This is a genomic window from Mesorhizobium sp. M1E.F.Ca.ET.045.02.1.1 (assembly GCF_003952485.1).
GTDB lineage: Bacteria > Pseudomonadota > Alphaproteobacteria > Rhizobiales > Rhizobiaceae > Mesorhizobium.
Map to the genome: position 1 here is coordinate 1,743,504 of NZ_CP034447.1, position 24,034 is coordinate 1,767,537.

The following is a 24,034-nucleotide window of genomic DNA, read 5'->3' on the forward strand; positions in this document are numbered from 1 at the left end:
GCCGCTGAAAGACGGATTCAGGCGACGCGCTAAGATCTTTGTTTTGATGCGTGTCACTTCCTCAAACCGCTGCGCAGTTTTGGGCGACATGCATTTGGGGCGATAGCGATCAAGAGATCCTGCGACGCGACCAACCTCGCTCACGCTACCATCAACATCCATGTCTCAAACATCATTTATTGACGATGAGGCACTTTAATGTATGCTACAGATTCGAGACCTCATATTTTAAACTGAGCAAGAAAGTTCGTCGGTGATAACCGCACCGCAATTGCGCGCCGCCAGATCGCTGCTGGGCATCGATCAGCGCCGGCTTGCCGAATTGTCCGGCCTGTCGGTGCCAACGATCCAGCGCATGGAAGCCAGCGGCTCGATCATCCGGGGCAACGTCGATTCGCTGATGAAACTGATCGCGGCGCTCGAGGTGGCCGGCATCGAACTGATCGGGGAAGGCGCGGTCAGCCAGGGCGGCGGGCGCGGTGTGCGGCTGAAAGCCGGCTTCGGCACGGCCAAGGCGCCAGACGCCGCCTATGCCGAGCCCGGCGGGAGCCTGCCGTGATTTCGACCGTTGCTCTTCTGTTGTGCGGTCCCGCAGCGCTTCTGGGCACGGCCGTCCTGGCCGGAGCCATCAGCCGACGTGCCTCGGCGACGCGTCTGGTCTATGGCGCCGCGCTCGCCATCTCGGCCGCCCTGCTCGTCATCGTCGCAGGCCATCTCATGGGCAATCCCGGCGAGGTGTCCGCCGTCACCTTGCCGCTCGGCCTGCCATGGACCGGCGCCCGGTTCCGTCTCGACGGCCTGTCGGCCTTCTTTCTGATCGTCGTCAACCTGGGCGGCGCGGTCACCAGCCTCTACGGCCTTGGCTATGGTCAGCACGAATCGGCGCCGCATCGCGTGCTGCCCTTCTATCCGGCCTTTCTGGCCGGCATGAACCTTGTCGTGCTGGCCAACGACGCCTTCGCCTTCCTGCTGTCCTGGGAATTCATGTCGCTCGCCTCCTGGGCGCTGGTCATGGCGCACCACCGCGACGAGGCGAACAGGCGGGCTGCCTACATCTATCTGGTGATGGCAAGCTTCGGCACGCTGGCGCTGCTGCTGGCCTTTGGCCTGCTGGCGGGGCCGGCGGGAACCTATGCGTTCGACGCCATGCGCACGGCGCAACCCGGCCCGCTCGCCGCCGGCGCGGTGCTCGCCCTCATGCTGCTCGGCGCCGGCTCCAAGGCCGGCCTCGTGCCCCTGCACGCCTGGCTGCCGCTTGCCCATCCGGCGGCGCCGAGCCACGTCTCGGCGCTGATGAGCGGCATCATGACCAAGGTCGCCATCTACGGCTTCGTCCGCGTGGTGTTCGACCTGTTGGGCGCGCCGGCGTGGTGGTCGGGCGTCCCAGTGCTTCTCATCGGCGGCGTTACGGCGGTTCTGGGCATCCTTCATGCGCTGATGGAAAAGGACCTCAAGCGGCTGCTCGCCTACTCGACCATCGAGAACATCGGCGTCATCTTCGCCAGCCTCGGCCTTGCGCTTGCCTTCAAGGCGAATGCCATGCCGTCGGCGGCGGCGCTGGCCTTCACCGCGGCACTGTTCCACGTGCTGAACCATTCCTTCTTCAAGAGCCTGCTGTTTTTCGGCGCCGGCGCCGTGCTCTCGGCGACCGGCGAACGCGACATGGAGAGACTGGGCGGCCTCATCCACCGTCTGCCGGTGACCAGCTTCGTCTTCCTCGTCGGCTGCGTCTCGATCTCGGCGCTGCCGCCGTTCAACGGCTTCGCCTCGGAATGGCTGGCCTTCCAGGCCATATTGCAGAGCCCCGAGCTGCCGCAATGGGGGCTGAAGGTGATCGTGCCCGCCGTCGGCGGCATGCTGGCGCTGGCCGCGGCGCTGGCCGCGGCTTGCTTCGTCAAGGCATTCGGCATCACTTTCCTCGGCCGGGCGCGATCGGCGGTGGTGGAACAGGCGCATGAGGTCGACCGCTTCTCGCTGGCGGCGATGGTCGTGCTTGCCGTCCTCTGCCTGCTCGCCGGCGTCGTGCCCGGCTTTGTCATCGACGGCCTGTCGACGGTGACGCTTCCGCTCATCGGCGACCGCATGCCGGTGCAGTCGGCGCAGCCCTGGCTGTCGATCGTGCCGATCGCCGAGAGCCGAAGCTCCTACAACGGCCTGCTGGTGTTCGTCTTCATCACGATCTCGGCGTCGCTCGCGGCCTTCTTCATCCACCGCTTCGCCTCGCACGCGCTGCGCCGGGGCCTGGCATGGGGTTGCGGCTTCGACGACGCGGCGCCCGCCGCGCAATATACGGCCGTCAGCTTCGCGCAGCCCATCCGCCGGGTATTCGGCGGATTCGCGTTCCGCGCCCGCGAGACGGTGGAAATGCCGGCGCCGGGCACGCTCGACCCGGCACGCATCAAGGTGGACATTCACGATGTGGCCTGGGAGACGTTCTACCAGCCGATCGCCGGCGCGATCGATTTCGCCACCGAGCGGCTGAACTACCTGCAGTTCCTGACGATCCGCCGCTATCTGACGCTGGTTTTCCTCTACCTCGTCATCCTGCTTCTGGTGCTTGCGCTATGGCCATGATTTTCCAGTTGGCCGTGCAGGGCGCGCAGATGCTGCTGGTGCTTTTGCTGGCGCCGCTGCTGATCGGCTTCGTGCGCAAGGTGAAGGCAAGGCTGCTGCGCAGGCAAGGCCCCCCGCTGATTCAGCCCTATCGCGATCTCATCAGGCTGATGCGCAAGGAGGTCGTGCTGGCCGACAACGCATCCTGGCTGTTCCGCGTCACGCCCTACCTGATCTTTGCCGCCACCTGGGTCGCGGCGGCGCTCGTTCCGACATTCGCCGCCGGCCTCGAGTTCAGCTGGACAGCCGATCTCATCGTCATCGTGGCGCTGCTCGGCAGCGCGCGCTTCTTCCAGGCGCTGGCCGGAATGGACGTCGGCACCAGCTTCGGCGGCATCGGCGCCAGCCGCGAGGTGATGATCGCTTCGCTGGCCGAACCGGCGATGCTGCTCATCGTGTTCAGCCTGGCGCTCGTCGCCGGCGCCACGCAGCTTTCGACGGTCGCCGCCTTCATGGGTTCGCCCGAAGTCGGATTGCGGGTGTCGCTCGGCATGTCGCTGATCGCCCTGGTGATGGTGGCGATCGCCGAGAACGCGCGCATACCGGTCGACAATCCGGCCACGCATCTGGAGCTCACCATGGTCCATGAGGCGATGATCCTGGAGTATTCCGGCCGCCATCTGGCGATGATCGAGCTCGCCACCTTCCTCAAGCTCGTGCTCTACGTGTCGCTGATCTCCTGCGTCTTCCTTCCATGGGGGCTGGCGAGCGTCGGGGCGGGGCCAAAGGCGTTGGCGATCGGCGCCGCCGCCTATCTCGCCAAGCTTGCGGTGCTTGCCATCCTGCTTGCCGTGTTCGAGACGGCGGTCGCCAAGATGCGCGTCTTCCGCGTGCCGGACTTCCTGGGCGCGGCGCTGATGCTGGCGCTGCTCGGCACGCTCTTGCTGTTCGTCTCGCGGAGCCTGTGATGAACGGTCTCACCTTCGACATCGCTCACCTGCTTGCCGGCAGCCTGGTGCTGGTCTCCTTCATGATGCTCTACCAGGACCGCCTGTTCGCGCTGATCAACGTCTTTGCCCTGCACGCGGTCGTGCTTGCGCTCTCGGTGGCCTGGCAGGCCTATATCCAGGACGCGCACCACCTCTACATCACGGCGGCAATAGCGCTGGTGTTCAAGGCGATCGTCATCCCCGTCGGGCTGCATCGCATCATCCAGCGGCTCGGCATCCACCGCGACATCGAAACCGCCGTCGGCATCGGTCCGACCATGCTTGCAGGCATTGGGCTGGTGACGCTCTCCATGGTGCTGATGCTCAGGGTGACGCCCGAGGCCGACCCGCTCGCCCGCGAGGACCTCGCCTTCGCGCTGTCGATCATATTGCTGGGGCTCTTGGTGATGGTCACAAGGCGCAACGCCGTCAGCCAGGTCGTCGGCTTCATGTCGCTGGAGAACGGCCTGGTGCTGGCCGCCACCGGCGCCAAGGGCATGCCGCTGGTGGTCGAGATCAGCGTCGCCTTCTCGATCCTGATCGCCTTCATCGTCATCGGCGTCTTTCTGTTCCGCATCCGCGAGCGGTTCGATTCGGTCGATGTCGGCGCGCTCGACGACTACCGGGGAGAGCGCCAGTGACCGCGTTTTCCTTCGATGCCGTCGCCGCCATCCTTTTGATCCCCGCGGGCGCCGCGGCCATTCTCGCGGCGCTGCCGAACTACAAGATGACCGCGGTCGTGAACGTCATGGCGAGCCTGCTGACCTTGCTCGCGGCGCTGTCGCTGTTCATCACCGAGCGGCCGGCGCCAGGGCAATATCTGATCATCGACGACCTCAACATCGTCTTCATCGTGCTCAACACATTCGTCGGCTTCACCACCAGCGTGTTCAGCGCGTCCTATATCGGGCATGAGCTGGAAACCGGCCGGCTGACCGCGCCGAACCTCCGGTTCTACCACGCGATGTACCAGATCATGATGTTCGGCATGAACCTCGCCTTCGTGTCGAACAATATCGGCCTGATGTGGGTCGCGGTGGAGCTCGCCACGCTGACCACCGTGCTGATGGTCGGCATCTACCGCACCCATGAGGCGCTCGAGGCGGCCTGGAAATATTTCATCCTCGGCAGCGTCGGCATCGCGCTCGCCCTGTTCGGCACAATCCTCGTCTACATGGCCGCACAACCGGTCGTCGGCGAGGGCACCAATGCCATGGTCTGGTCGGTGCTGATCGAAAAGGCGGCGCATTTCGACCCGGCCCTGCTCAGCGTCGCCTTCATCTTCCTGCTGCTCGGCTATGGAACCAAGGTCGGGCTCGCCCCCCTGCATGCCTGGCTGCCCGATGCGCATGCCGAGGGTCCGACGCCGATCTCGGCGGTGCTGTCGGGCCTGCTGCTCAACGTCGCGCTCTACGCCGTGCTGCGCTTCAAGCTTTTGCTCGCCGCGAGCCCGGAGGCGATCGGCCCGGGGCCGCTGATGGTCACGATGGGGCTGACCTCGCTGATCTTCGCGGCCTTCATGCTCTACCGCCGCCGCGACATCAAACGGCTGTTCGCCTATTCCTCGATCGAGCATATGGGCATCATCGTCTTCGCCTTCGGCATGGGCGGCCCGCTCGCCAACTTCGCCGGCCTGCTGCACATGGTCATGCACAGCCTGACCAAGTCGGCGATCTTCTTCGCCGTCGGCCATATCGCGCAGGTCAAGGGCACGCAGAAGATCTCCGAGATCAGGGGGCTGACCGAAAGCCACCCCGGACTTGGCTGGGCGCTCGTGATCGGCGTCGTCGCCATCGCCGGCCTGCCGCCGCTCGGCATCTTCATGAGCGAATTCCTGGTCGTCAGCTCGACCTTCGCCAGGCATCCCTGGCTGGCGATCCCGCTGGTGTTCGGGCTGCTCATCGCCTTCGGCGCGCTGCTTTTGCGGCTGACCGGCCTCGCCTTCGGCGAGCCGCGCGGCGGCACGGCGCCGGTCGAGGCGTCCTACGTGCCGATGTATTCGCACCTCGCTCTGGTGTTTGCCGCCGGCATCTATCTGCCGGCGCCGCTGGTCGCGTGGTTCCAGCATGTCGCCGGTATCCTGGGGTAAGGCGCATGGTGAGGAAAAGCATGCCCGCACTCACAGATCTCATCGAGGCCGGCCGGCCGGCCGAGCATCACGCCCCGTGGAGACGCGCCGTGGTGGCCCCGAAGGTCTGGAACCTTGCCGTCGAGCAGCTCGCCGGCGGCCGCTGGAGCCTGCTCGGCCTGTGGGGAGAACCGGACAGGGTGCACATGGCGCTCCTCGATGAAGCGCGGGACATTGGCGTAATCAGTCTGGACTGCCGCGGCGGCCGCTATCCGTCGGTCGGCCAGTACCATCCGCCGGCCCTGAGGTTGGAGCGCGCCGCGGCCGATCTCTTCGGACTGGCGCCGCAAGGGCTTCCCGACACCCGCCGCTGGCTCGATCATGGCCAATGGGGCATCAGCCATCCGCTGGCGGCGCAGCCCGGGAAGCCGGCGGCCGGGTCCTCCTATCGGTTCCTCGCGGCGGAGGGCGACAGCCTCCACCAGATCGCGGTCGGACCCGTGCATGCCGGCATCATCGAGCCGGGACATTTCCGATTCACGGCAAGCGGCGAAACGGTGGTGCGGCTGGAAGAGCGCCTGGGCTATGTGCACAAGGGCATCGAAGGCCTGATGACCGGCGCGCCGGTCGATCGCGCGGCAAGACTCGCGGGCAGGACTTCCGGCGACAGCACGGTCGCTTATTCGCTCGCCTTTGCCCGTGCCGTGGAGGCGGCTCTCGGCGTCACGCCACCGCCGCGCGCGATATGGCTGCGGGCGCTGATGGCCGAGCTGGAGCGCCTTGCCAATCACCTCGGCGATATAGGCGCCATCTGCAACGATGCCGCCTTCGCGCTGATGCACGCGCATTGCGGCGTGCTGCGCGAACGCGTGCTGCGCGCCGCCGATGCGGCCTTCGGCCATCGCCTGATGCGCGACCGCGTCGTGCCCGGGGGCGTAGCAGGCGATCTCGGCGAAGCGGGCACGAGCGCCATCCGATCGCTGGTCGCGGAGATCAGGCAGCGCTTTCCGCATCTGGTCGAGCTCTACGACAACACCGCGTCGCTGCAGGACCGGACGGTGGCGACCGGACGGCTCAAGGTCGAGCTTGCCAGGCAATATGCCGCCGGCGGTTATGTCGGGCGCGCCTCCGGCCGCGATTTCGATGCGCGGCGCAACGCAGTCTACGCACCCTATGACGAACTCACCTTCGATGTGCCGGTGCTGCAGGAGGGCGACGTCAACGCACGCGTCTGGATCCGCGTCCGCGAGGTCGAGCAGAGCCTGTCGCTGGTCGAGCAGATGCTGGGGCGGCTGCCGGCCGGCGCGATCCGCGCCGATATCGCCGCGGCGGACAATGTTGCAAACGGGCCGCGCGAGGGCATGGCGCTGGTCGAAGGTTTTCGCGGCGACATCCTGGCCTGGCTGCGCATCGGCGAGGGCGGCTTTATCGAGCGCTGCCACCTGCGCGACCCTTCATGGTTCCAGTGGCCGCTCCTGGAAGCGGCGATCGAGGGCAACATCGTCGCCGACTTCCCGCTCTGCAACAAATCGTTCAACTGCTCCTATTCCGGCCATGATCTCTAGACCACGATCCCGAAAAGTGGAGGCCGGTTTTTCGGAAAAGATCATGGTCAAACAATAGATATGCCGTCATGCGCAAGCTCCTCTTTGAAAGTCTGATCCGCCCGCCCCTGACCGAGCGCCCGCCGCAAGTGAGCGATGCGGCGGTCGATGAATTGGCGCGCGCACTCGACGGCGCCGCCCTCAGGAGGCTGGGCCGGAGCCTGTCGATCCGGGCGATCGACGCCGGTTCCTGCAATGGCTGCGAGCTCGAGATGCACGCGCTCAACAACGCCTTCTACGACATCGAGCGCTTCGGCTTCCGCTTCGTCGCGTCGCCGCGCCATGCCGACGTGCTTTTGGTCACCGGGCCGGTCACCAAGAACATGCGCGAGGCATTGAAGCGAACTTGGGACGCGACGCCAAACCCGAAATGGGTGGTCGCGCTCGGCGACTGCGCAAAGGACGGCGGCTGCTTCGCCGGCAGCTACGCGGTCGTGGGCGGCGTGGCGGACGTCGTGCCCGTAGACCTGCACATTCCAGGCTGCCCGCCGCCGCCGATCGAGATCCTCAAGGGATTGATCGCGCTGCTCGACGGCGCGAACGGGAAGGGTGGCGCTTCGGAAGGCTGAAATAGCGGCAAGCCCGACTCTACCCATACGGCGACAATTCAATCTCGATGGACGAGCTCATGCTGCCAATCGACCCCGATCGCTGCTCGCCTACGTCAAATCACAACCTTGCGCTCATATCACGGTTCTCATCCACGCCAGGAAGGATTCCATCACCGCGGATCGCGGGCTGTGATGCATCCACACGACATAGAAGCTGTAGCCCGGCAGGGACAATGGATGCGCTTTGACGAGCGTGCCGCTTTCCAGTTCACGGCCGACCACGACGTCACTTAAAATCGCAATGCCTTGCCCGGCGACAACCGCATCGATCGCGTGCAGCTCCTCACGAAAGCTCAAGTCCCAGGCCTTGTCCGGGATCAGGTCCGGATCGATTGAACGGGCCGTCACCAGCCACCGGCGCCAGGTGGGAGCGTCCGGATCGCGGCTCATCCAGTCGAAATGGATCAACGGATAACGCAGGAGATCGGCGGCCCGCTCGATCGCCCGCCCATCGCTCGCCAGCAATCGCGGACTGCAAATGGGAAAGAAGGAATCGCGGCACAGCTCTTGCCCGGCAAAGCCCAAAGGCGGGCGCCGTGTATAGCGGATCGCCACGTCCGCGGCGCCGGCGCGCAGATCGAGCAGCGCGTCCGTCCCGATGATCTCCAACGGCACGGCCGGGTTGGCTTCCCGCCATTTCGGCAACCGGGGCACCAGCCATCGGCTGGCAAAAGCATTCGGGCTGGTCACCCGCAGAGGCGCTTGAAAATCCGGCTCCGCGACCGCGGCAAGGGAACCGGCGAGAAGATCAAAGCCGTTGCGCAGGATAGGGAACAGCCGCGCTCCCGCACCCGTCAGCACGAGCGGGCGCGGCCGGCGCTGGAACAGCTTGCAACCGCATATCTCTTCCAACAAGCGGACCTGGTGACTGATCGCCGTCGGCGTCACGCCGAGCTCCACCGCCGCGGCCTTGAAACTGCCGTGCCGGGCAGCGGCCTCGAAGGCGTGCAAAGCACGGAGCGGCGGGCAGTTCCTCATGCCGGCAGTGTAGATGAATTCTGCTCATCCAGTAGCTAAGAATTTCGCTTTTGCAGAAGGTTGAGCCCTGTGAGACCCTAGAGTGGTTCGCCGTTTCACGGAAACGGCGAACCACTCTATCTCTTTGTTTTCACGCAATTCCGGACGGAAAACCGCTTCACACTTTTCCTGGAATTGCTCTAGTCCGGTTGGAACCGAGGACGGCGACGATGGAGATTCCGCGACAAACCGATGCGCTGTTGGGCCGATCCCATGTTCCGAGCGCGGCGATCGAACGGCTACGGCAGGGCTTGCGGGGCGATGTGGTGTTGCCGACGGACGCTGGCTACGACCAGGCGCGCGCGGTCTGGAACGGGGCGATCGACAAACGCCCTGCCGCAATTGTCTTTTGCACCAATCCCGATGACGTCGTCCATGCCGTGATCTATGCCAAGTCACAAGGCTCACTCGTGGCCGTTCGCAGCGGCGGCCACAACGTCGCCGGTTTGTCCGTCTGCGACGATGGGATGGTGATCGATCTATCTCGCATGAAGAAGATTTCCGTCGATCCCGAGCACCGCATCGTCCGAGCCGAGGCCGGTCTGACCCTCGGCGAGTTCGACGCGGCCACGCAGGCCCACGGTCTTGCGACGACCATGGGCGTCAACGGCGACACCGGTATTGCCGGGCTGACGCTGGGTGGAGGCTTCGGCAAGCTCGGGCGAAAGCACGGTCTGAGCTGCGATAATCTGATCGCGGCCGAAATCGTGACGGCCGACGGACGGCTGTTGCGGACAAGCGCCGGCGAGCATCCTGACCTGTTCTGGGCCCTGCGGGGCGGCGGCGGCAATTTCGGCATAGTGACGGCGTTCGAATACCGGCTGCACCCGCTCGGCCCGGCCCTTCTGGTGGGCTCGGTGCTTCACGCCTACGATCAGGCGCGCGAGGCCATGCGGTTTTACGACAAATTCTCCCGTGACGCCCCGGACGAGGTGAGCGTCGACGCCGCGCTCGTCACACTGCCGTCGGGCGATCGCGCCTTCAGCATCTCGGCTTGTTATGTGGGGTCTCCCGAAGCGGGCGGGCCCGTCATAGCACCGCTGATGAAATTCGGATCTCCCATTGAAAGCCGCCTCCAAGCCGTTCCTTATCTCCAGATTCAATCGGCGGGCGACAGCCTTTTCCCGCGCGGACGGCGCTATTACTGGAAAGCGCAATTCCTGCATGAAATCAGCGATGGTGCGATCGACGCGCTGCTCGACAGTTACGCGAGGGCTCCCAATCGCTCGTCCCTGCTGGTTTTCCAGCAGGTCGGCGGCGCGATCGCCCGCGTGCCCGCGTCGCACTCGCCTTATGCCAATCGCGATGCGGCCTTCGATTGCTTCCCGATCGCCATCTGGGACAATCCGGTCGATGACGAGGCAAATATGCGCTGGGCGCGCGAGCTGTGGAATGCGGTCAAGCCATTCTCAACCGGCGGGGTCTATGCGAACAATCTTGGCGACGAAGGCGACGAGCGCGTGCGTGATGCTTATGGCGGAAATTATGCGCGCCTCGCCGCCATCAAGAAGCAATACGACCCGACCAACTTCTTCCGATTGAACCAGAATATCAGGCCTGGATAATTCGCAATCCGTGAGAGAACCGTGCGCAGCCGCTGGACGATCCTTGCTGTGCTCTTTGTCGCCCGCACCGCGATGGCGTTTCAGTTTCAGAGCGTTGCCGCCGTCGCGCCCCTTGTCAGCGCCGGCCTCGGCGCAAGCCTGGCCGACATCGGCATTCTGATCGGCCTCTATCTTGCACCGGGTGTCGCGCTGGCCCTGCCTGGCGCGACCATCGGCCGGCGCTATGGCGACAAGGCGACCGCTCTCGCCGGCCTGCTGATGATGCTGGCGGGTGAAATGCTGATGACGGCGTCGACGTCCTGGAGCCTGCAGATCGGCGGGCGACTGATCGGCGGCACCGGCGGCGTTCTCCTGAACGTGCTGATGACCAAGATGGTCGCCGACTGGTTTGCCGGCCGGGAAATCGCCACCGCCATGGCCATCTACATCAACTCGTGGCCGGCGGGCATCGCTATCGCTCTCATGCTGCTGCCGGCAATCGGAACAACCTTCGGGCTGACCGCCGTGGGCATTGCCGTTTCGGCCCTGGTCGTCGTCAGCATCGGCTTGTTGGCTTTGATCTATCGCACCCCGGAGATGCCGCCCGCCGGTGGCCTCGAACGCTCCGGCATTTCGGCCGGGACAACCTATGCCCTCATTGCCGCCGGTCTGATCTGGTGCCTTTACAATGTCGGCTTCGCGATGGTCTTCAGCTTCGGTCCGTCGATGCTCGTCGAGCGGGGGTGGTCCAATTCGGCGGCGGGATCGACGATCAGCGTCGTGATTTGGCTGGCCGCGCTTTCGGTCCCCGTGGGTGGCTTGCTGGCGGATCGCACCAAACACAGCGGGACGGTTCTCGCCGCGGGCTGTGTGGGTTTCGCATTCCTGATGCTCCTTCTGTCGCGAAGCGGACCGGTGCTGGCCCTCATCATCGCCATGGGGATCGTATGCGGCCTGCCTGCCGGCGCGATCATGAGCTTGCCCACGCGCGTGCTCGATCAGAGGACGCGATCGGTCGGGACGGGCGTGTTTTACACCGTCTACTATGCCGGCATGCTTGCCGGGCCGGCGATCGGCGGCAAACTCGCTGTTTGGGCAGGCACCGCGACGGCCGCTCTCGATTTCGGCGCTGCCGCCCTGCTCCTTTGCCCTCTCCTTCTCTGGTCATTCCAGCGGATCAGCCGCCTCCCGCAGCCGATGGCGGTTCCATCCCGGTAGGTGCTCCCAACGACCGAACGATGCATGCCTTGACCTTGATCAAGGCATGCCCGCTCCGCGACCCTACTCTTCCGGCATTCACAAAAGGAGCAGGCGATGACGAAGACGATGAAAGCTGCGGTGGTGCGCGATTTCGGCAAGCCGCTCACAATCGAGGACGTGCCGGTGCCCGCGCCGGGACCCGGTGAACTGCTTGTCAAGGTGGTCGCCTGCGGCGTGTGCCACACGGACTTGCACGCGGCCGAGGGCGACTGGCCGGTGAAGCCGGCGCTGCCTTTCATCCCCGGCCATGAGGTGGTCGGCGTCGTGGCCGCGCTCGGTCCCGGCGTCAGCGATTTCAAGGAAGGCGATCCCGTCGGCGTCGCCTGGTTGCACGACGCGTGCATGCGTTGCGAATATTGCGAGACCGGCTGGGAAACGCTGTGCGAGCATCAGCACAACACGGGTTACAGCTGCAACGGCGGCTTCGCCGAATATGTCATCGCTTCGGCGGCCTTTGCCGCGCGTCTTCCTGCCGGCGTCGATTTTGCGCAGATGGCTCCGATCCTGTGCGCGGGCGTGACGACCTACAAGGGCTTGAAAGAGACCGAAGCGCGCCCTGGCGAATGGGTCGTGATCTCCGGTATCGGCGGGCTCGGCCATGTGGCGATCCAGTACGCCAAGGCAATGGGCCTGAAGGTCGTGGCGCTCGACATCGCAGCGGACAAGCTCGCCCTGGCGCGCGCGGCCGGCGCCGAGGGGGTCATCGACGCCCGTTCGCCGGACGCGGTGGCCGATGTGCTCAAGGCGACCGCCGGCGGCGCGCACGGCATCTTAGTGACGGCCGTCTCGCCGCCGGCCTTTTCACAGGCGCTGCGCATGGTGCGCCGCAAGGGCACGGTTGCCCTTGTCGGCCTGCCGCCGGGGGAATTCCCGACCCCGATCTTCGATGTGGTGCTCAAGCGCGTCACGGTGCGCGGGTCGATCGTCGGTACGCGGCGCGATCTCGATGAGGCCATGGCCTTCGCGGCCGAAGGCAAGGTGAAGGCCGAAATCACCAAGGCGCCGTTAAGCGACATCAATGCGATCTTCGCCAGACTCAAGGCAGGCAAGATCGACGGCCGCGTGGTGCTGGACCTTACCGGCTCCGACAGGGCAAGCACGAGGAAACTGGAGCTAGCCGAGTCAGAAACCTAAAAATATCAGCGGTTTCAACCGGATGAAATGGCGCGCCCGAAGAGATTCGAACTCCTGACCCCCAGATTCGTAGTCTGGTGCTCTATCCAGCTGAGCTACGGGCGCGCATCAGGCCGTGTGCGACACGGCCCCGCGATCCGATCAAAACGACCGGCCGCGAAATGTGGAGTGTTCCCTAACGACTGAATTTGCGAAAAGCAAGCCGATCCGGCAAAAGTTTTGTCGCAGGCATTGCGGCTGAGCCTCCGACGGCGTCGTTCAGGACGGAACCGGCGCGGTTTGTCGGGATGGCTGCGGTCAAGCGGGACGGCGCAGGCCGTTGCGGGCCTGATCGAGCCGCACCGGCTGGTCGGGGATGGTGACGGCGAAGACCGTGCGGCCGCCGATCGATTCGACCAGCTCGACCGTGCCGCCATGGGCGCGGATCAGCTCATGGGCGATCGCCAGGCCGAGGCCGGTGCCGCCGCTGCGCGCCGAGCCGCGGAAGGCCGCGAACAGGTTTTCGCGGGCCTTGGGCGGCAGGCCGGGCCCGGTGTCGGTGACGGTGATGCGGCTGACGCTGCCCGAACGTTCGGCCGAGACGGCGAGACGACGCACCACCGCGCTTTCGGTGTCGGCTGCCATCGCCTGCACGGAGTTGCGACAAAGATTGGTGAGCACGCGGAACAGCTGGTCGGAATCGGCATCGACCTCGAAGGTGAGATCGACGCCATTGATGAACTCGATGCCTTCCTCGATGTCGAGCAGGCCATGCACGTCGTCGACCAGCTGGCGCAGCCTGAGCCTGCGGCGCGACGGCGCCGGCTCCTGCGTGCGGCCATAGGCGAGCACGCCCTCCGAATAGGCGACGGCGCGGTCGAGCGCGCGCAGGAGCTTCGGCGCGAAGGACTGCACGGTCGGGTCCTTCACCTGGCGCAGGCGGTCCGACATCAGTTGCGCGGAGGCGAGGATGTTGCGCATGTCGTGGTTGATCTTCGACACGGCAAGGCCGAGGTCGGCGAGGTGCTTCTGCTCGGAAAGCATCTTGTGCAGCCGATCCTGCATCTGCGCCAGCTCGCGCTCGGCGACGCCGATCTCATCGGAGCGCTCCGTCGGGCAGATGATGCGCCCGGGATCGTCGGGCGCCTCGGAGAAGGACAGGATCGAGCGCGTCATGGTGCGGATCGGGCCGATCATGATGAGGTCGATCGCCGCATAGACGAGCATGGCGGTGAACAGCGAGATCAGCAGCGACACCAAGGCGACGTTGCGCGAATAGCGCAGCATCGCGTTGCGCAGGCTGCGGTCCGGCATGATCAGCTCGAACTCCTTGTCGCTGTCGCCGACCGGGCCGAAGACGCGCAGCATGCGGTTGCCGCCGACGAACAGCGTTTCCAACGCGCCCGTCATGCCGTTGACCAGGCCGACATTGGCGATGTCGATATGCTCGTCGACCTTCGGCGGCATGTCGGCCACGACCAGCAGCCGCGAGACGCCGCCGTCGCGCACCGCGATCGCCTTGGCGCCGATCGCCATCAGCACATCGTTCTGGGCGGTGTGCGACAGCGAGTTGGGCTCGCCCTGCAACAGGACGATCGAAACGGCGGCGGCGGTGCTCAGCCGCTCCTTCAGCCAGTTCACCCTGTAGCTGGCGATCCAGGGCAGGAAGATCAGGATTTCGGCGAGCAGCACGAAGACGATGGTGAGAAGCAGAAGCTTCGTCGACAGGCCGCGCGACAGCGGCACCCGGCGCGGAGAGCTCACTTCCGTCGGGCGTGCCTTTTCATCCGTGGACAGGACTTCACTCGTCATGACGCGGTTTTCACGAACGCTTGATCGGACAAGGTTATGCGATTTGCGGCTTTTTTGCCAATTTCGTCCCTGGCATCGCAAAAAATTCGCCCGCATCAGCCCGGATTGACTTCCAAAAACCTTCTTTCTATAAGCCCGCTCACGCTCGGGCCATTCGTCCCGGCGCGGTTTCGATCGCGCCTAAAACCGGCCCGGCAAAGCTCCTGTTACAGAGTGACAGAATCAAGAAGGGCCGCACGCCGCGGTATTAAAACAAATGAAGCGTACCTACCAACCGTCCAAACTCGTCCGCAAGCGCCGGCACGGTTTCCGCGCCCGCATGGCCACCAAGGGTGGCCGCGGCGTCGTCGCAGCCCGCCGCAACCGCGGCCGCAAGCGGCTGAGCGCCTGAGCGAAAGACGAGATCGTTGCCCGCAACCGGCAAGCCAAAGGGGAAAGCTCCCGGGCGGCTTCTGAAACGCGCGGATTTCCTGGCTGTGCGCGGCGGCGAGAAACGCCGCGGGCGGCTTTTTCTCGTCGAGGTTCTCGATCGTGGCGACGATTCCGCGCCACGCGTCGGCTACACGGTCACCAGGAAGGTCGGCAACGCCGTGGTGCGCAACCGCGTCCGGCGGCGGCTCAGAGAAGCTGTGCGAACGTATGCCGCCGATGACATGGCGCCCGGCAATGACTATGTCATCGTCGGGCGCGAAGACGTGCTTGCCATTCCGTTCGGCCAGTTGAAGGCCGAGCTTTCCCGCCGGCTGCGCGGAACACGATAGGCTCTCGATGGAAAACAACCGCAATTTCTTCATCACCATCGCGCTGTCGGTGCTGATCCTGACGCTGTGGCAGGTGTTCTACATGAACCCGCGCATGGAGCAGCAGCGCGAGCAGGCCCGCATCGAGCAGCAGCGCGCCGAAGCGCAGAAGAAGGAAGCGGGCGGCGCCGCCAATTCCGGCGCAACCGGGACACAGGCTCCGGCGCCCGGCGCCATCCCCAACACGCCTGGCGCCGAGGCAACGACGCCGGCAACCTTGGAACAGGCGCTCGCCGCAACCACGCGCGTCAAGATCGATACACCGAGCCTGTCCGGCTCGATCAACCTCGCCGGCGCACGCCTCGACGATCTCAAGCTCAAGCACTACACCGAGACGGTCGACAAGAACTCGCCCGAGATCCAACTTCTCAACCCGGAGCAATTGTCAAACGGATATTTCGCCGAGATTGGTTTCGTCGGCGACAGCAATGTCGGCACACTGCCCGGGCCGAAGACGGTATGGAGTGTTGACGGCAATTCGACGCTGAGCCCGGCGACGCCCGTGACGCTCACTTTCACCAACGACAAGGGACTTGTCTTCAAGCGGACGTTCTCGGTCGACAACGACTACATGTTCACCGTTTCCGATACCGTTCAGAATACCGGCGGCACCGCCGTGTCGCTTTTCAACTATGGCCGTGTCGCCCGCTTCGACAAGCCGGCCGTGGCCAGCACCTATGTGCTGCATGAAGGCCTCATTGGCGTTACCGGCAGCGAGGGCCTGCAGGAGCACAAATACGCGGCGATCGAGAAGGACAAGCAGTACAAGCCCGGAAAGTCGACAGACGGCTGGCTCGGCATCACCGACAAATACTGGGCCGTCACGCTGATCCCTTCGGAGAAGCAGCCATTCCAGCCCAGCTACTCCTATGTCGACATCAACAACGGGCTTCGCCACAGCTATCAGTCCGACTACATGACCGATGCCATCGCGGTCGGACCTGGGCAATCGACAACGGTCGAGACGGAGATCTTTGCCGGCGCCAAGGAAGTCAACAAGGTCAATGCATACGCTCAGGACCGCAACATCCGGCTGTTCGATCGCCTGATCGATTGGGGTTGGTTCATCTGGATAACCAAGCCGATGTTCTACCTCATCGACACGCTCTACAAGTTCTTCGGCAATTTCGGACTGGCGATCCTCGCCACCACCGTCATCGTCAAGGCTATCTTCTTCCCGCTCGCCAACAGATCTTACGCGTCGATGGCGAACATGAAGAAGGTGCAGCCGAAGATGCTGGAAATCCGCGAGAAATACGCGGACGACAAGATGAAGCAGCAGCAGGCGATGATGGAGCTCTACAAGACCGAGAAGATCAATCCGCTGGCCGGCTGCTGGCCGGTGGCGCTGCAGATCCCGGTCTTCTTCTCGCTCTACAAGGTGCTCTACATCACCATCGAGATGCGGCACGCGCCGTTCTTCGGCTGGATCCATGACCTGGCGGCGCCCGATCCAACGTCGATCTTCAACCTGTTCGGACTGCTGCCGTTCGCTCCGCCGGCTTTCCTGCCGCATATGGGCGCCTGGGCGGTGGTGATGGGCATCACCATGTTCCTGCAGATGCGCATGAACCCGGCGCCGCCGGATCCGACGCAGGCCGCGGTCTTCACCTGGATGCCGGTGATCTTCACCTTCATGATGGGCAGCTTCCCTGCCGGCCTCGTCATCTACTGGGCCTGGAACAACACGCTCTCGATCCTGCAGCAGGGTGTGATCATGAAGCGCCAGGGCGCCAAGATCGAATTGTGGGACAATCTGGCGGCAATGTTCCGCAAGAAGCCATCGCCGGCGGAATAGCCGGCGCCCGACCCTGAATACAAAACCCCGGCATGCCGGGGTTTTTTGTTGGCCGATATCGTTCGACGCCCTTCGGACAGAACCTCGCGGGCTTCTTCCGGAATTCGCGTCGCCCCGCGAAACTCCGGCGTGGCCCGCCTCGTAGCTTCCCGGTCCTCCCCAATAAGGCCGCGACGGCTTCCGGCGCTACGACGCCGGTGTTTGGGAGGCCGTCCGGCAGACCGGGATCCCCGCGGGGGGATCCCGGTCGTTCCCGGCTAACTAGGGGTGGGTAGACCACGCGTCGCGCATCACTATAAGCTCGGCCTCCTGCAAGGGTGGACGGAGCCAGCCGATGACCGGACCCAATCCCAACATCAAGCATCCCATCGCGATGCATCCGCGCGTCGGCTTCCTGAAGGGGCTGGTCAACGCGCCCAACATCGAGATCGGCGACTTCACCTATTACGACGACCCTGACGGCCCCGACAAATTCGCCGAAAAATGCGTGCTGCACCATTATCCCTTCATCGGCGACAGACTGATCATCGGCAAGTTCTGCGCTATCGCCGAGGGCGCGCGCTTCATCATGAACGGCGCCAATCACGCGATGTCCGGCTTCTCGACCTATCCGTTCAACATCTTCGGCCATGGTTGGGAGGAAGGTTTCGACCCTGAGACGTGGTCGAAGGAGATCCGCGGCGACACGATCATGGGCAATGACGTCTGGATCGGCATGGATGCGGTGATCATGCCCGGCGTGAGGATCGGCCATGGCGCGATCGTTGCGGCGAAATCGGTTGTCACGCACGACGTGCCGCCCTATGCGATCGTCGCCGGCAACGCGGCCAAGGTGGTAAAGATGCGCTTCGACGACTTCACGATACGGCGACTTTTGAAAGCGGCCTGGTGGGACTGGCCGGTCGACAAGATCAGCCGCAACCTCGACGCCATCCGGGGCGCCGACATTTCCAGGCTGGAGGCCGCGGTTTGAGCGCGCCCGAAAAGACGACAAACGACAAGACAATGGGCGACACGGCGGCAATCAACCCTGAGCTGTTCACACGCGGCTGGATCTTCATCCGCGGCGTGCCTTCGATGAAATTCCTGCCGCCCGAAGGGCCGCCGGAGATCGCCTTCGCAGGCCGCTCTAATGTCGGCAAATCCTCGCTGATCAACGCTCTGGTCGGCCAGAAGGGCCTGGCGCGCACCTCGAACACGCCGGGGCGCACGCAGGAGCTCAACTATTTCGTGCCGGACGGGTTCTCCGGCGAGGGCGCCGACCTGCCGCCGATGGCGCTGGTCGACATGCCGGGCTACGGCTACGCCAGCGCGCCGAAGGACAAGGTCGATGCCTGGACGAAGCTGATCTTCGAATATCTGCAGGGGCGCGTGACGCTGAAGCGCGTCTATGTGCTGATCGATGCCCGCCACGGCATCAAGGCCAAGGACGAGGAGGTGCTGTCGCTGCTCGACAAGGCGGCTGTCTCCTACCAGGTCGTGCTGACCAAGACCGACAAGATCAAGGCGGCGGGCGTGCCGAAACTGATCGAGGAAACGCTTGCCAAGATCAAGAAACGGCCGGCGGCGTTTCCGACCGTGCTCGCGACATCATCGGAAAAGGCCGCCGGGCTCGACGAGCTGCGCGCGGCGATCGCGCTGGTGGCGAACGGTGGCTGAGCGGGCCTGCGTCGGGCAGCCGCATTGGAAAGGTTTGCGTGGCACGAGCCCCACCCCTACCCACAACGGAATCCTGGCGGCAACGACGAAATGTCGATGATACAACGGCGGCATCGTCCCTCCTTCCTGTGGCAGGGCAATCGCATATGGCGCTCCCCCTCTCCGTCTCGGCTTCGCCGAGCCACCTCTCCCCCACGTTGTGGGGGCGAGGAACCCAAGCTTCCAAAGGCCGCTACATCAGCGATTAGCGTTTCCTCGCCCCCATGAAATGGGGGAGAGGTGGCCGCGTAGCGGACGGAGAGGGGGCAGCGCTGCCGTGTGCGATTGCCCCGTGTGTACCCCGTTGTGGGGAGGGGTAGAGGGGTACTTCATATGCGATTGCGCTGGCCCGAAAGCGCGCCAGACCCCGCCCTATCAAGCTTTGCTCAATCCATCTCGTCGCGTTCCGGCGCAAGGTCCCGCCGACCGGCAAGGATTTCACGCTTGCCGACGTGGTTGGGGGCGCCGACCAGGCCTTCCTTCTCCATGCGTTCGACCAATGAGGCGGCGCGGTTGTAGCCGATGCCGAGGCGGCGCTGGATGTAGGAGGTCGAGCATTTCTTGTCGCGCTTGACCACCTTGACGGCTTCCTCATAGAGGGCGTCGCCATCCTCCTCGGCGATCGAGCCCTTGTCGAAGACCGGACCGGCGTCGGCCGCCTCTTCCTCCGCTTCCTCGCCGGCGGTGACGGTGTCGAGATATTCCGGGCGGCCTTGCGCCTTCAGATGCGCCACGACGTGCTCGACCTCCAGATCGGAGACGAAGGGACCGTGCACGCGCGCGATGCGCCCGCCGCCGGCCATATGCAGCATGTCGCCCTGGCCGAGCAGCTGCTCGGCGCCCTGCTCGCCCAGGATCGTGCGGCTGTCGATCTTCGACGTCACCTGGAAGGAAATGCGGGTGGGGAAATTGGCCTTGATGGTGCCGGTGATGACATCGACCGACGGGCGCTGCGTGGCCATGATCAGGTGAATGCCGGCGGCGCGGGCCATCTGCGCCAGCCGCTGGATGGCGCCTTCGATCTCCTTGCCGGCGACCATCATCAGGTCGGCCATCTCGTCGACGATGATGACGATGTAGGGCATCGGCGCGAGGTCGATCTCCCGTTCCTCGAACAGCGGCTCGCCCGTGCCCTTCTCGAAGCCTGTCTGCACCTGCATGACCACCACCTCGCCGCTGTCGCGGGCAGCGGCGACGCGCTGGTTGTAGCCGTCGATGTTGCGCACGCCGAGGCGCGCCATCTTGCGGTAGCGCTCCTCCATCTCGCGCACCGCCCATTTCAGCGCGGTGACGGCTTTCTTGGAATCGGTGACGACGGGCGTGAGCAGATGCGGGATGCCGTCATAGACGGACAGCTCCAGCATTTTGGGATCGACCATGATGAGGCGGCATTCCTCCGGCTTCATCCGGTAGAGCAGCGACAGGATCATGGTGTTGATGGCGACCGACTTGCCCGAGCCGGTGGTGCCGGCGACCAGCAGGTGGGCAGGTCGGCGACGACCGGCTCGCCGCCGATCGTCTTGCCGAGGCCGAGCGCCAGTCTGCAGGAGGTGTTGCGGAAACCGGCGGATTCGATCAGCTCGCGGAAATAGACCGTCTCGCGCGTTTCATTGGGCAGCTCGATACCGATGACGTTGCGGCCCGGCACGACGGCGACGCGCGCCGAGATCGCCGACATGGAGCGGGCGATGTCGTCGGCCAGCCCGATGACCCGGCTCGATTTCACACCCGGCGCCGGCTCGAACTCGTAGAGCGTGACGACCGGACCCGGCCGGACGTGGATGATCTCGCCCTTGACGCCGAAATCCTCCAGCACGCTTTCGAGCAGGTCGGCGTTCTGTTCCATCCGCTCCTGCGACATGTAGAAGCCCTGGCCTTCCGGCGGCAGCTGCAGCAGGTCCTCGGGAGGAAGCTCGTATCCGGCCGCGGCGGTCAGCGGCGCGACCTTACCGGCGACAGGCAGGGAGGGCGCGGGCCTTGCGGTCCGGGCGCTTCTTGCGCCGGAAACCGGCGCGGCAGCAGTCGCTTCGGGCGCACGCGGTTCGATCTCCACCGGAGCGGGCCGGGCGACGGGCGGGGCGGGCGGCACTCTTCCCGAAGCAGGATTTTCGGCCGGCCCGTTCGAGCGCCATTCGATGACGCGATAGAACGATGTTGCCTCGCCCAGGGAAGCGGCGCGGGATGGGTTCGGCTGCGCTGCCGGAGGACGCGCGGGAGTGGCGGGCGGCTGCGGCGATTCGTTCAGGCGCGCCCGCGCCAGGCGCTCGGCGAGCAAGGGCATGCTGAACTCGAAAAACGCATCATCGGAAAGATAGGACCAGCGAAATTTCGGCGGCTGCAGCTTTTGCGCCGGAGTGGCGACCGCCCGCTGCGGCGCGGCGATGGCTTGCGGCGGCCGGGCCGGAGCAGTGGAGGCCGCGGCGGGAATTGCCCGGGCCGGATTGGCGACCTGTGGCGCCGGTGGCGCGGAGCGGATGGAATCGCCGCCGGAAGCCACCACCTTGGCCGGCGCTTCGTCATCCGGCTGCGGCGCGGGCCGCTTGTCGGAATCCGGCGTGCGGGTGAACCGGACATTGGGCGCGAGGAAGAAATATCGCTGCCAGGCCGGATGGCCGAACTCGCCGCCGCCAGCCGGATCGAGCGGGACGGTGTTCGATTCGCCGTCAGCAGGGGCTCGCAGCGCGACGACCTGCCCCATTTGCTTCTGCGGCGCTGCAGCCGGGCCATGGTCCCGCGCGTCCTCCGGACGGCTGTGATCGTCGTTGCCATAGGCGGAAGCGCCGGACGGATTGGCACGGGAAAAACGCATGGATGTCATACTCGAGACTCGTCGAACAAAGCTGTCCCGAGACATAGGAACTGATGGTTAACAAGACCTTCCGACTGGCGCGCTAAGGGAGGCTGATCGACGGTCAAGTTGGAAGGGCGCCGCGTTCCTTCACACCCCCCTCTGGCCTGCCGGCCATCTCCCCCGCAAGGGGGGAGATCGATGTTGCGCGGCTTTCGCCAATTGTCGACGTCGGAAGAAGGGCGTGGCGCCTAGGCCGGTTCCGACACCTTCTCCTCGGCGGCAAGCGTCGCGGTGCCGTAGGCCTTCAGGAAGACGTTCACGCCGGAGCGGACGACATGGTCGATCTCGGCCTGGGTCGGCGCCTTGGTACGGTAAGAGAAGATGCACTGGCGAAACAGGCCGGCAAGGCAAAGGTCGGTAAGCTGATAGGCGGCGAGTTCAACATCCTCGATCTTCAACAGACCGCGCTCGACGGCGGCGTTGAGGAAGGCGGCGACCTTGTCGTGGCCGCGTTTGGGGCCGCGCTCGTAAAAGCGCGCGCCAAGCTCGGGAATCCGGTCGGACGCGCCGATCACCGTGCGCTGCGCCTGGATGACCTTGGCCGAGGTGATCTTCATGACGAGCACCTTGCCGAACTTCACCAGCGTCTCGCGCAGGTCGTCGGCGTGGTCGAGGACGTCATACATATTCTTGAAGATGGTGCCGCGCTCTTCCTCAATGAGCGCCTCGAAGAGCTCTTCCTTATTGGCGAAGTAGACGTAGATCGTGCCCTTGGAGACGCCGGCCTCGCGTGTGATGTCGTTCATGGAGGCGGCCTCGAAGCCCTTGTCGATGAAGACGCGGCGCGCGCCTTCGATGATCTGGGCCCGCTTGATTGGATCCTGCCCCGCCGCCGGACGGCCCTTGCGCAGGTCGAGCAGATCGCTATCGGCTGTCGTTTCGACCATTGAAGTCACACCTCACGAAATATTTCGAACCAGGCGGTTCGATTTGCTCTTGATATGGGCCTCTTTCCGCGCTATGTCAATCAGCAATTCGAACCGAACGGTTCAGTCTGACTGACTTATATCCCAGAGAGATTATCATGTCCTCGAACGCGCCCGCCACTGCCGAAGTCCGCAATTTTCCCAACGCCAAGGTCCAGCCGTCGATCGAAGCGCCGGAAGTGCCCGTACAGCCCGCTCCTCCCGAGCCGGTCGAAGCGCCGGCCAAGAAGAAGCGCTCTCTCCGCTCGATGCTGTTGCCGATCATCGGGCTTGGCCTGCTCGGCGCCGGTTCCTGGTATGGATATAACTATTGGGCCGATGGCCGGTTCATGATCTCCACCGACGACGCTTATGTCCAGGCCGACATGTCGTTCATGTCGCCGAAAATCTCGGGATATGTGGATAAGGTCCTGGTGAGCGAGAACCAAAAGGTCAAGGCCGGCGATTCGCTGTTCGTCATCGACGACGGAGACTACAAAATAGCCGTTGCCCAGGCCGAGGCGCAGATCGCCACGCTTGCGAAGACGCTCGACCGCATCGACGCCCAGACCAAGGCGGCCCAGGCCTCGCTGGCGCAGGCCCAGGCGCAGAAGATCGCCGACCAGGCCGCCGCGGACAACGCGGCACGCGCCCAGGACCGCGCGGCGCAGCTGCTCAAGACCCATGTCGGCACACAGGCGCAGCTCGACGACGCCCAGACGGCGCTCGACCAGGCCAAGGCGGCGCTTGCCGGCGCCGATGCCCAGATCACCGCGGCCCAGGCCAATATCGGCGTGCTCGAAGCCCAGCGCGCGGAATCCGCCAGCACACTCGCCTCGCTGCAGCTCACCCGCGACAAGGCGCAACGCGACCTTTCCTTCACCGTGCTCAAGGCACCCTATGACGGCGTCGTCGGCAACCGCTCGGTCGAACAGGGCGACCTTGTCAGCCCCGGCCAGAAGCTCGCCGTCGTGGTGCCGATGGACAAGCTCTACATCGTCGGCAACTTCAAGGAGACGCAGCTTGGCCGGCTGGTGCCCGGCGAGAAGGTCCGCATCACGGTCGACGCCATCGACGGCCAGAGCTTCGAGGGCACGGTTTCGTCGTTGGCGCCGGCCTCCGGCGCGGTGTTCTCGCTGTTGCCGCCGGAAAACGCCACCGGCAACTTCACCAAGGTTGTCCAGCGCGTGCCCGTGCGCATTGATGTGCCGGCCGACGTTCTGAAGACCGGCAAGCTGCGCGCCGGCCTGAGCGTCATCGTCGCCGCCGACAGCCGCACCGCGCCGGCCGCGACGTCCAACTGAGCAGTTTGGGGGGCGGCTCAGTGGCCATCGAGCGCTGAGCCGCCCCGCCTGCCAGGTATTTGTTTTGGCGCGGTTCCGGACGGAAGACTGTTCCTGGAATTGCCGTA

Annotated in this window: 19 protein-coding genes, 1 tRNA gene and 1 pseudogene; 16 read left to right on the forward strand and 5 right to left on the reverse strand. The window is 64.8% G+C overall.

The window, feature by feature from the left end:
• The first annotated feature begins 253 nt into the window (after positions 1-253).
• The 7 genes from EJ070_RS08195 to nuoB all read left to right on the forward strand — a co-directional run bounded on the left by EJ070_RS08195 (position 254) and on the right by nuoB (position 7,783).
• The gene (locus EJ070_RS08195; RefSeq protein WP_126090889.1) at positions 254-559 is read left to right on the forward strand and encodes a helix-turn-helix transcriptional regulator; all 306 of its coding nucleotides are present in this window, start codon (positions 254-256) and stop codon (positions 557-559) included.
• Positions 559-2,574 carry a hydrogenase 4 subunit B gene (gene hyfB / locus EJ070_RS08200; RefSeq protein WP_189350627.1) on the forward strand — a complete coding sequence of 672 codons (2,016 nt, stop codon included), beginning with the start codon at positions 559-561 and terminating at the stop codon, positions 2,572-2,574. The genes EJ070_RS08195 and hyfB overlap by 1 nt, the downstream gene beginning before the upstream one ends.
• Positions 2,565-3,521, forward strand: a complete 957-nt coding sequence (locus tag EJ070_RS08205; protein WP_126090891.1) for an NADH-quinone oxidoreductase subunit H — start codon at positions 2,565-2,567, stop codon at positions 3,519-3,521. Before hyfB ends, EJ070_RS08205 begins: the two co-directional genes overlap by 10 nt.
• A complete protein-coding gene (locus tag EJ070_RS08210) occupies positions 3,521-4,183 on the forward strand; it encodes a hydrogenase-4 component E (protein WP_126090892.1) in 663 nt (220 codons plus the stop codon). Before EJ070_RS08205 ends, EJ070_RS08210 begins: the two co-directional genes overlap by 1 nt.
• Positions 4,180-5,631: a hydrogenase 4 subunit F gene (locus tag EJ070_RS08215; protein ID WP_126090893.1), complete on the forward strand. Its 1,452-nt coding sequence runs from the start codon at positions 4,180-4,182 to the stop codon at positions 5,629-5,631. Before EJ070_RS08210 ends, EJ070_RS08215 begins: the two co-directional genes overlap by 4 nt.
• Positions 5,632-5,651: 20 nt before the next feature.
• Entirely contained in the window at positions 5,652-7,175 is a 1,524-nt protein-coding gene (locus tag EJ070_RS08220; RefSeq protein ID WP_126090894.1) for an NADH-quinone oxidoreductase subunit C, read from the forward strand.
• A gap of 68 nt (positions 7,176-7,243) precedes the next feature.
• Positions 7,244-7,783, forward strand: coding sequence for an NADH-quinone oxidoreductase subunit NuoB (gene nuoB, locus EJ070_RS08225; protein ID WP_126090895.1), 540 nt, complete (start codon positions 7,244-7,246; stop codon positions 7,781-7,783).
• Positions 7,784-7,897: 114 nt separating this feature from the next.
• Here nuoB and EJ070_RS08230 read toward each other — a convergent pair whose 3' ends face one another.
• A complete protein-coding gene (locus EJ070_RS08230) occupies positions 7,898-8,776 on the reverse strand; it encodes a LysR substrate-binding domain-containing protein (RefSeq protein WP_245464834.1) in 879 nt (292 codons plus the stop codon).
• A gap of 236 nt (positions 8,777-9,012) precedes the next feature.
• Here EJ070_RS08230 and EJ070_RS08235 point away from each other — a divergent pair, with 236 nt between their 5' ends.
• From EJ070_RS08235 to adhP, 3 genes are all read left to right on the forward strand, one after another.
• Positions 9,013-10,407 (forward strand): FAD-binding oxidoreductase, encoded by a 1,395-nt coding sequence (locus EJ070_RS08235; RefSeq protein ID WP_126090897.1) that lies wholly within the window; start codon positions 9,013-9,015, stop codon positions 10,405-10,407.
• Between the two features lie 21 nt (positions 10,408-10,428).
• Positions 10,429-11,604: an MFS transporter gene (locus tag EJ070_RS08240; protein WP_126090898.1), complete on the forward strand. Its 1,176-nt coding sequence runs from the start codon at positions 10,429-10,431 to the stop codon at positions 11,602-11,604.
• Between the two features lie 96 nt (positions 11,605-11,700).
• The gene (adhP, locus tag EJ070_RS08245; RefSeq protein ID WP_126090899.1) at positions 11,701-12,780 is read left to right on the forward strand and encodes an alcohol dehydrogenase AdhP; all 1,080 of its coding nucleotides are present in this window, start codon (positions 11,701-11,703) and stop codon (positions 12,778-12,780) included.
• Positions 12,781-12,808: 28 nt separating this feature from the next.
• Here adhP and EJ070_RS08250 read toward each other — a convergent pair.
• Together EJ070_RS08250 and EJ070_RS08255 are read right to left on the reverse strand one after the other, a co-directional pair.
• Positions 12,809-12,885, reverse strand: a tRNA-Arg gene (locus EJ070_RS08250).
• A 192-nt stretch (positions 12,886-13,077) separates the two neighbouring features.
• On the reverse strand, positions 13,078-14,571 hold the full coding sequence (locus tag EJ070_RS08255; protein ID WP_126095681.1) for a HAMP domain-containing sensor histidine kinase: 1,494 nt from the start codon (positions 14,569-14,571) through the stop codon (positions 13,078-13,080).
• Positions 14,572-14,827: 256 nt separating this feature from the next.
• On the opposite strand from EJ070_RS08255, the gene rpmH reads away from it, so the two are divergent.
• The 5 genes from rpmH (at position 14,828) to yihA (ending at position 18,828) form a co-directional block, all read left to right on the forward strand.
• Positions 14,828-14,962 carry a 50S ribosomal protein L34 gene (gene rpmH / locus EJ070_RS08260; RefSeq protein ID WP_008833937.1) on the forward strand — a complete coding sequence of 45 codons (135 nt, stop codon included), beginning with the start codon at positions 14,828-14,830 and terminating at the stop codon, positions 14,960-14,962.
• Between the two features lie 16 nt (positions 14,963-14,978).
• Positions 14,979-15,332 (forward strand): ribonuclease P protein component, encoded by a 354-nt coding sequence (gene rnpA / locus EJ070_RS08265; protein WP_126090900.1) that lies wholly within the window; start codon positions 14,979-14,981, stop codon positions 15,330-15,332.
• 7 nt (positions 15,333-15,339) lie between these two features.
• Positions 15,340-17,169: a membrane protein insertase YidC gene (gene yidC, locus EJ070_RS08270; RefSeq protein ID WP_126090901.1), complete on the forward strand. Its 1,830-nt coding sequence runs from the start codon at positions 15,340-15,342 to the stop codon at positions 17,167-17,169.
• 334 nt (positions 17,170-17,503) lie between these two features.
• On the forward strand, positions 17,504-18,142 hold the full coding sequence (locus EJ070_RS08275; protein WP_126090902.1) for a CatB-related O-acetyltransferase: 639 nt from the start codon (positions 17,504-17,506) through the stop codon (positions 18,140-18,142).
• Between the two features lie 32 nt (positions 18,143-18,174).
• Positions 18,175-18,828 (forward strand): ribosome biogenesis GTP-binding protein YihA/YsxC, encoded by a 654-nt coding sequence (yihA, locus tag EJ070_RS08280; RefSeq protein ID WP_126095682.1) that lies wholly within the window; start codon positions 18,175-18,177, stop codon positions 18,826-18,828.
• A gap of 425 nt (positions 18,829-19,253) precedes the next feature.
• On the opposite strand, the pseudogene EJ070_RS08285 reads toward yihA, so the two are convergent.
• Positions 19,254-21,676 (reverse strand): annotated as a pseudogene (locus tag EJ070_RS08285) (DNA translocase FtsK).
• 230 nt (positions 21,677-21,906) lie between these two features.
• Positions 21,907-22,605, reverse strand: a complete 699-nt coding sequence (locus EJ070_RS08290; protein WP_126090903.1) for a TetR/AcrR family transcriptional regulator — start codon at positions 22,603-22,605, stop codon at positions 21,907-21,909.
• 137 nt (positions 22,606-22,742) lie between these two features.
• Between EJ070_RS08290 and EJ070_RS08295 the strand changes: the two genes are divergently transcribed.
• Positions 22,743-23,927 (forward strand): HlyD family secretion protein, encoded by a 1,185-nt coding sequence (locus EJ070_RS08295; protein WP_126090904.1) that lies wholly within the window; start codon positions 22,743-22,745, stop codon positions 23,925-23,927.
• The last annotated feature ends 107 nt before the right edge of the window (positions 23,928-24,034 follow it).

What these genes read in the sequence shown, in the direction of transcription:
- nuoB (WP_126090895.1), top strand. Translation starts at nt 7,244, where the DNA reads ATGCGCAAGCTCCTCTTTGAAAGTCTGATCCGCCCGCCCCTGACCGAG.
- EJ070_RS08205 (WP_126090891.1), top strand. Translation starts at nt 2,565, where the DNA reads ATGGCCATGATTTTCCAGTTGGCCGTGCAGGGCGCGCAGATGCTGCTG.
- EJ070_RS08210 (WP_126090892.1), top strand. Translation starts at nt 3,521, where the DNA reads ATGAACGGTCTCACCTTCGACATCGCTCACCTGCTTGCCGGCAGCCTG.
- yihA (WP_126095682.1), top strand. Translation starts at nt 18,175, where the DNA reads ATGGGCGACACGGCGGCAATCAACCCTGAGCTGTTCACACGCGGCTGG.
- EJ070_RS08275 (WP_126090902.1), top strand. Translation starts at nt 17,504, where the DNA reads ATGACCGGACCCAATCCCAACATCAAGCATCCCATCGCGATGCATCCG.
- EJ070_RS08255 (WP_126095681.1), bottom strand. Translation starts at nt 14,571, where the DNA reads ATGACGAGTGAAGTCCTGTCCACGGATGAAAAGGCACGCCCGACGGAA.
- EJ070_RS08295 (WP_126090904.1), top strand. Translation starts at nt 22,743, where the DNA reads ATGTCCTCGAACGCGCCCGCCACTGCCGAAGTCCGCAATTTTCCCAAC.
- EJ070_RS08220 (WP_126090894.1), top strand. Translation starts at nt 5,652, where the DNA reads ATGCCCGCACTCACAGATCTCATCGAGGCCGGCCGGCCGGCCGAGCAT.
- adhP (WP_126090899.1), top strand. Translation starts at nt 11,701, where the DNA reads ATGACGAAGACGATGAAAGCTGCGGTGGTGCGCGATTTCGGCAAGCCG.
- EJ070_RS08290 (WP_126090903.1), bottom strand. Translation starts at nt 22,605, where the DNA reads ATGGTCGAAACGACAGCCGATAGCGATCTGCTCGACCTGCGCAAGGGC.
- rpmH (WP_008833937.1), top strand. Translation starts at nt 14,828, where the DNA reads ATGAAGCGTACCTACCAACCGTCCAAACTCGTCCGCAAGCGCCGGCAC.
- EJ070_RS08235 (WP_126090897.1), top strand. Translation starts at nt 9,013, where the DNA reads ATGGAGATTCCGCGACAAACCGATGCGCTGTTGGGCCGATCCCATGTT.
- yidC (WP_126090901.1), top strand. Translation starts at nt 15,340, where the DNA reads ATGGAAAACAACCGCAATTTCTTCATCACCATCGCGCTGTCGGTGCTG.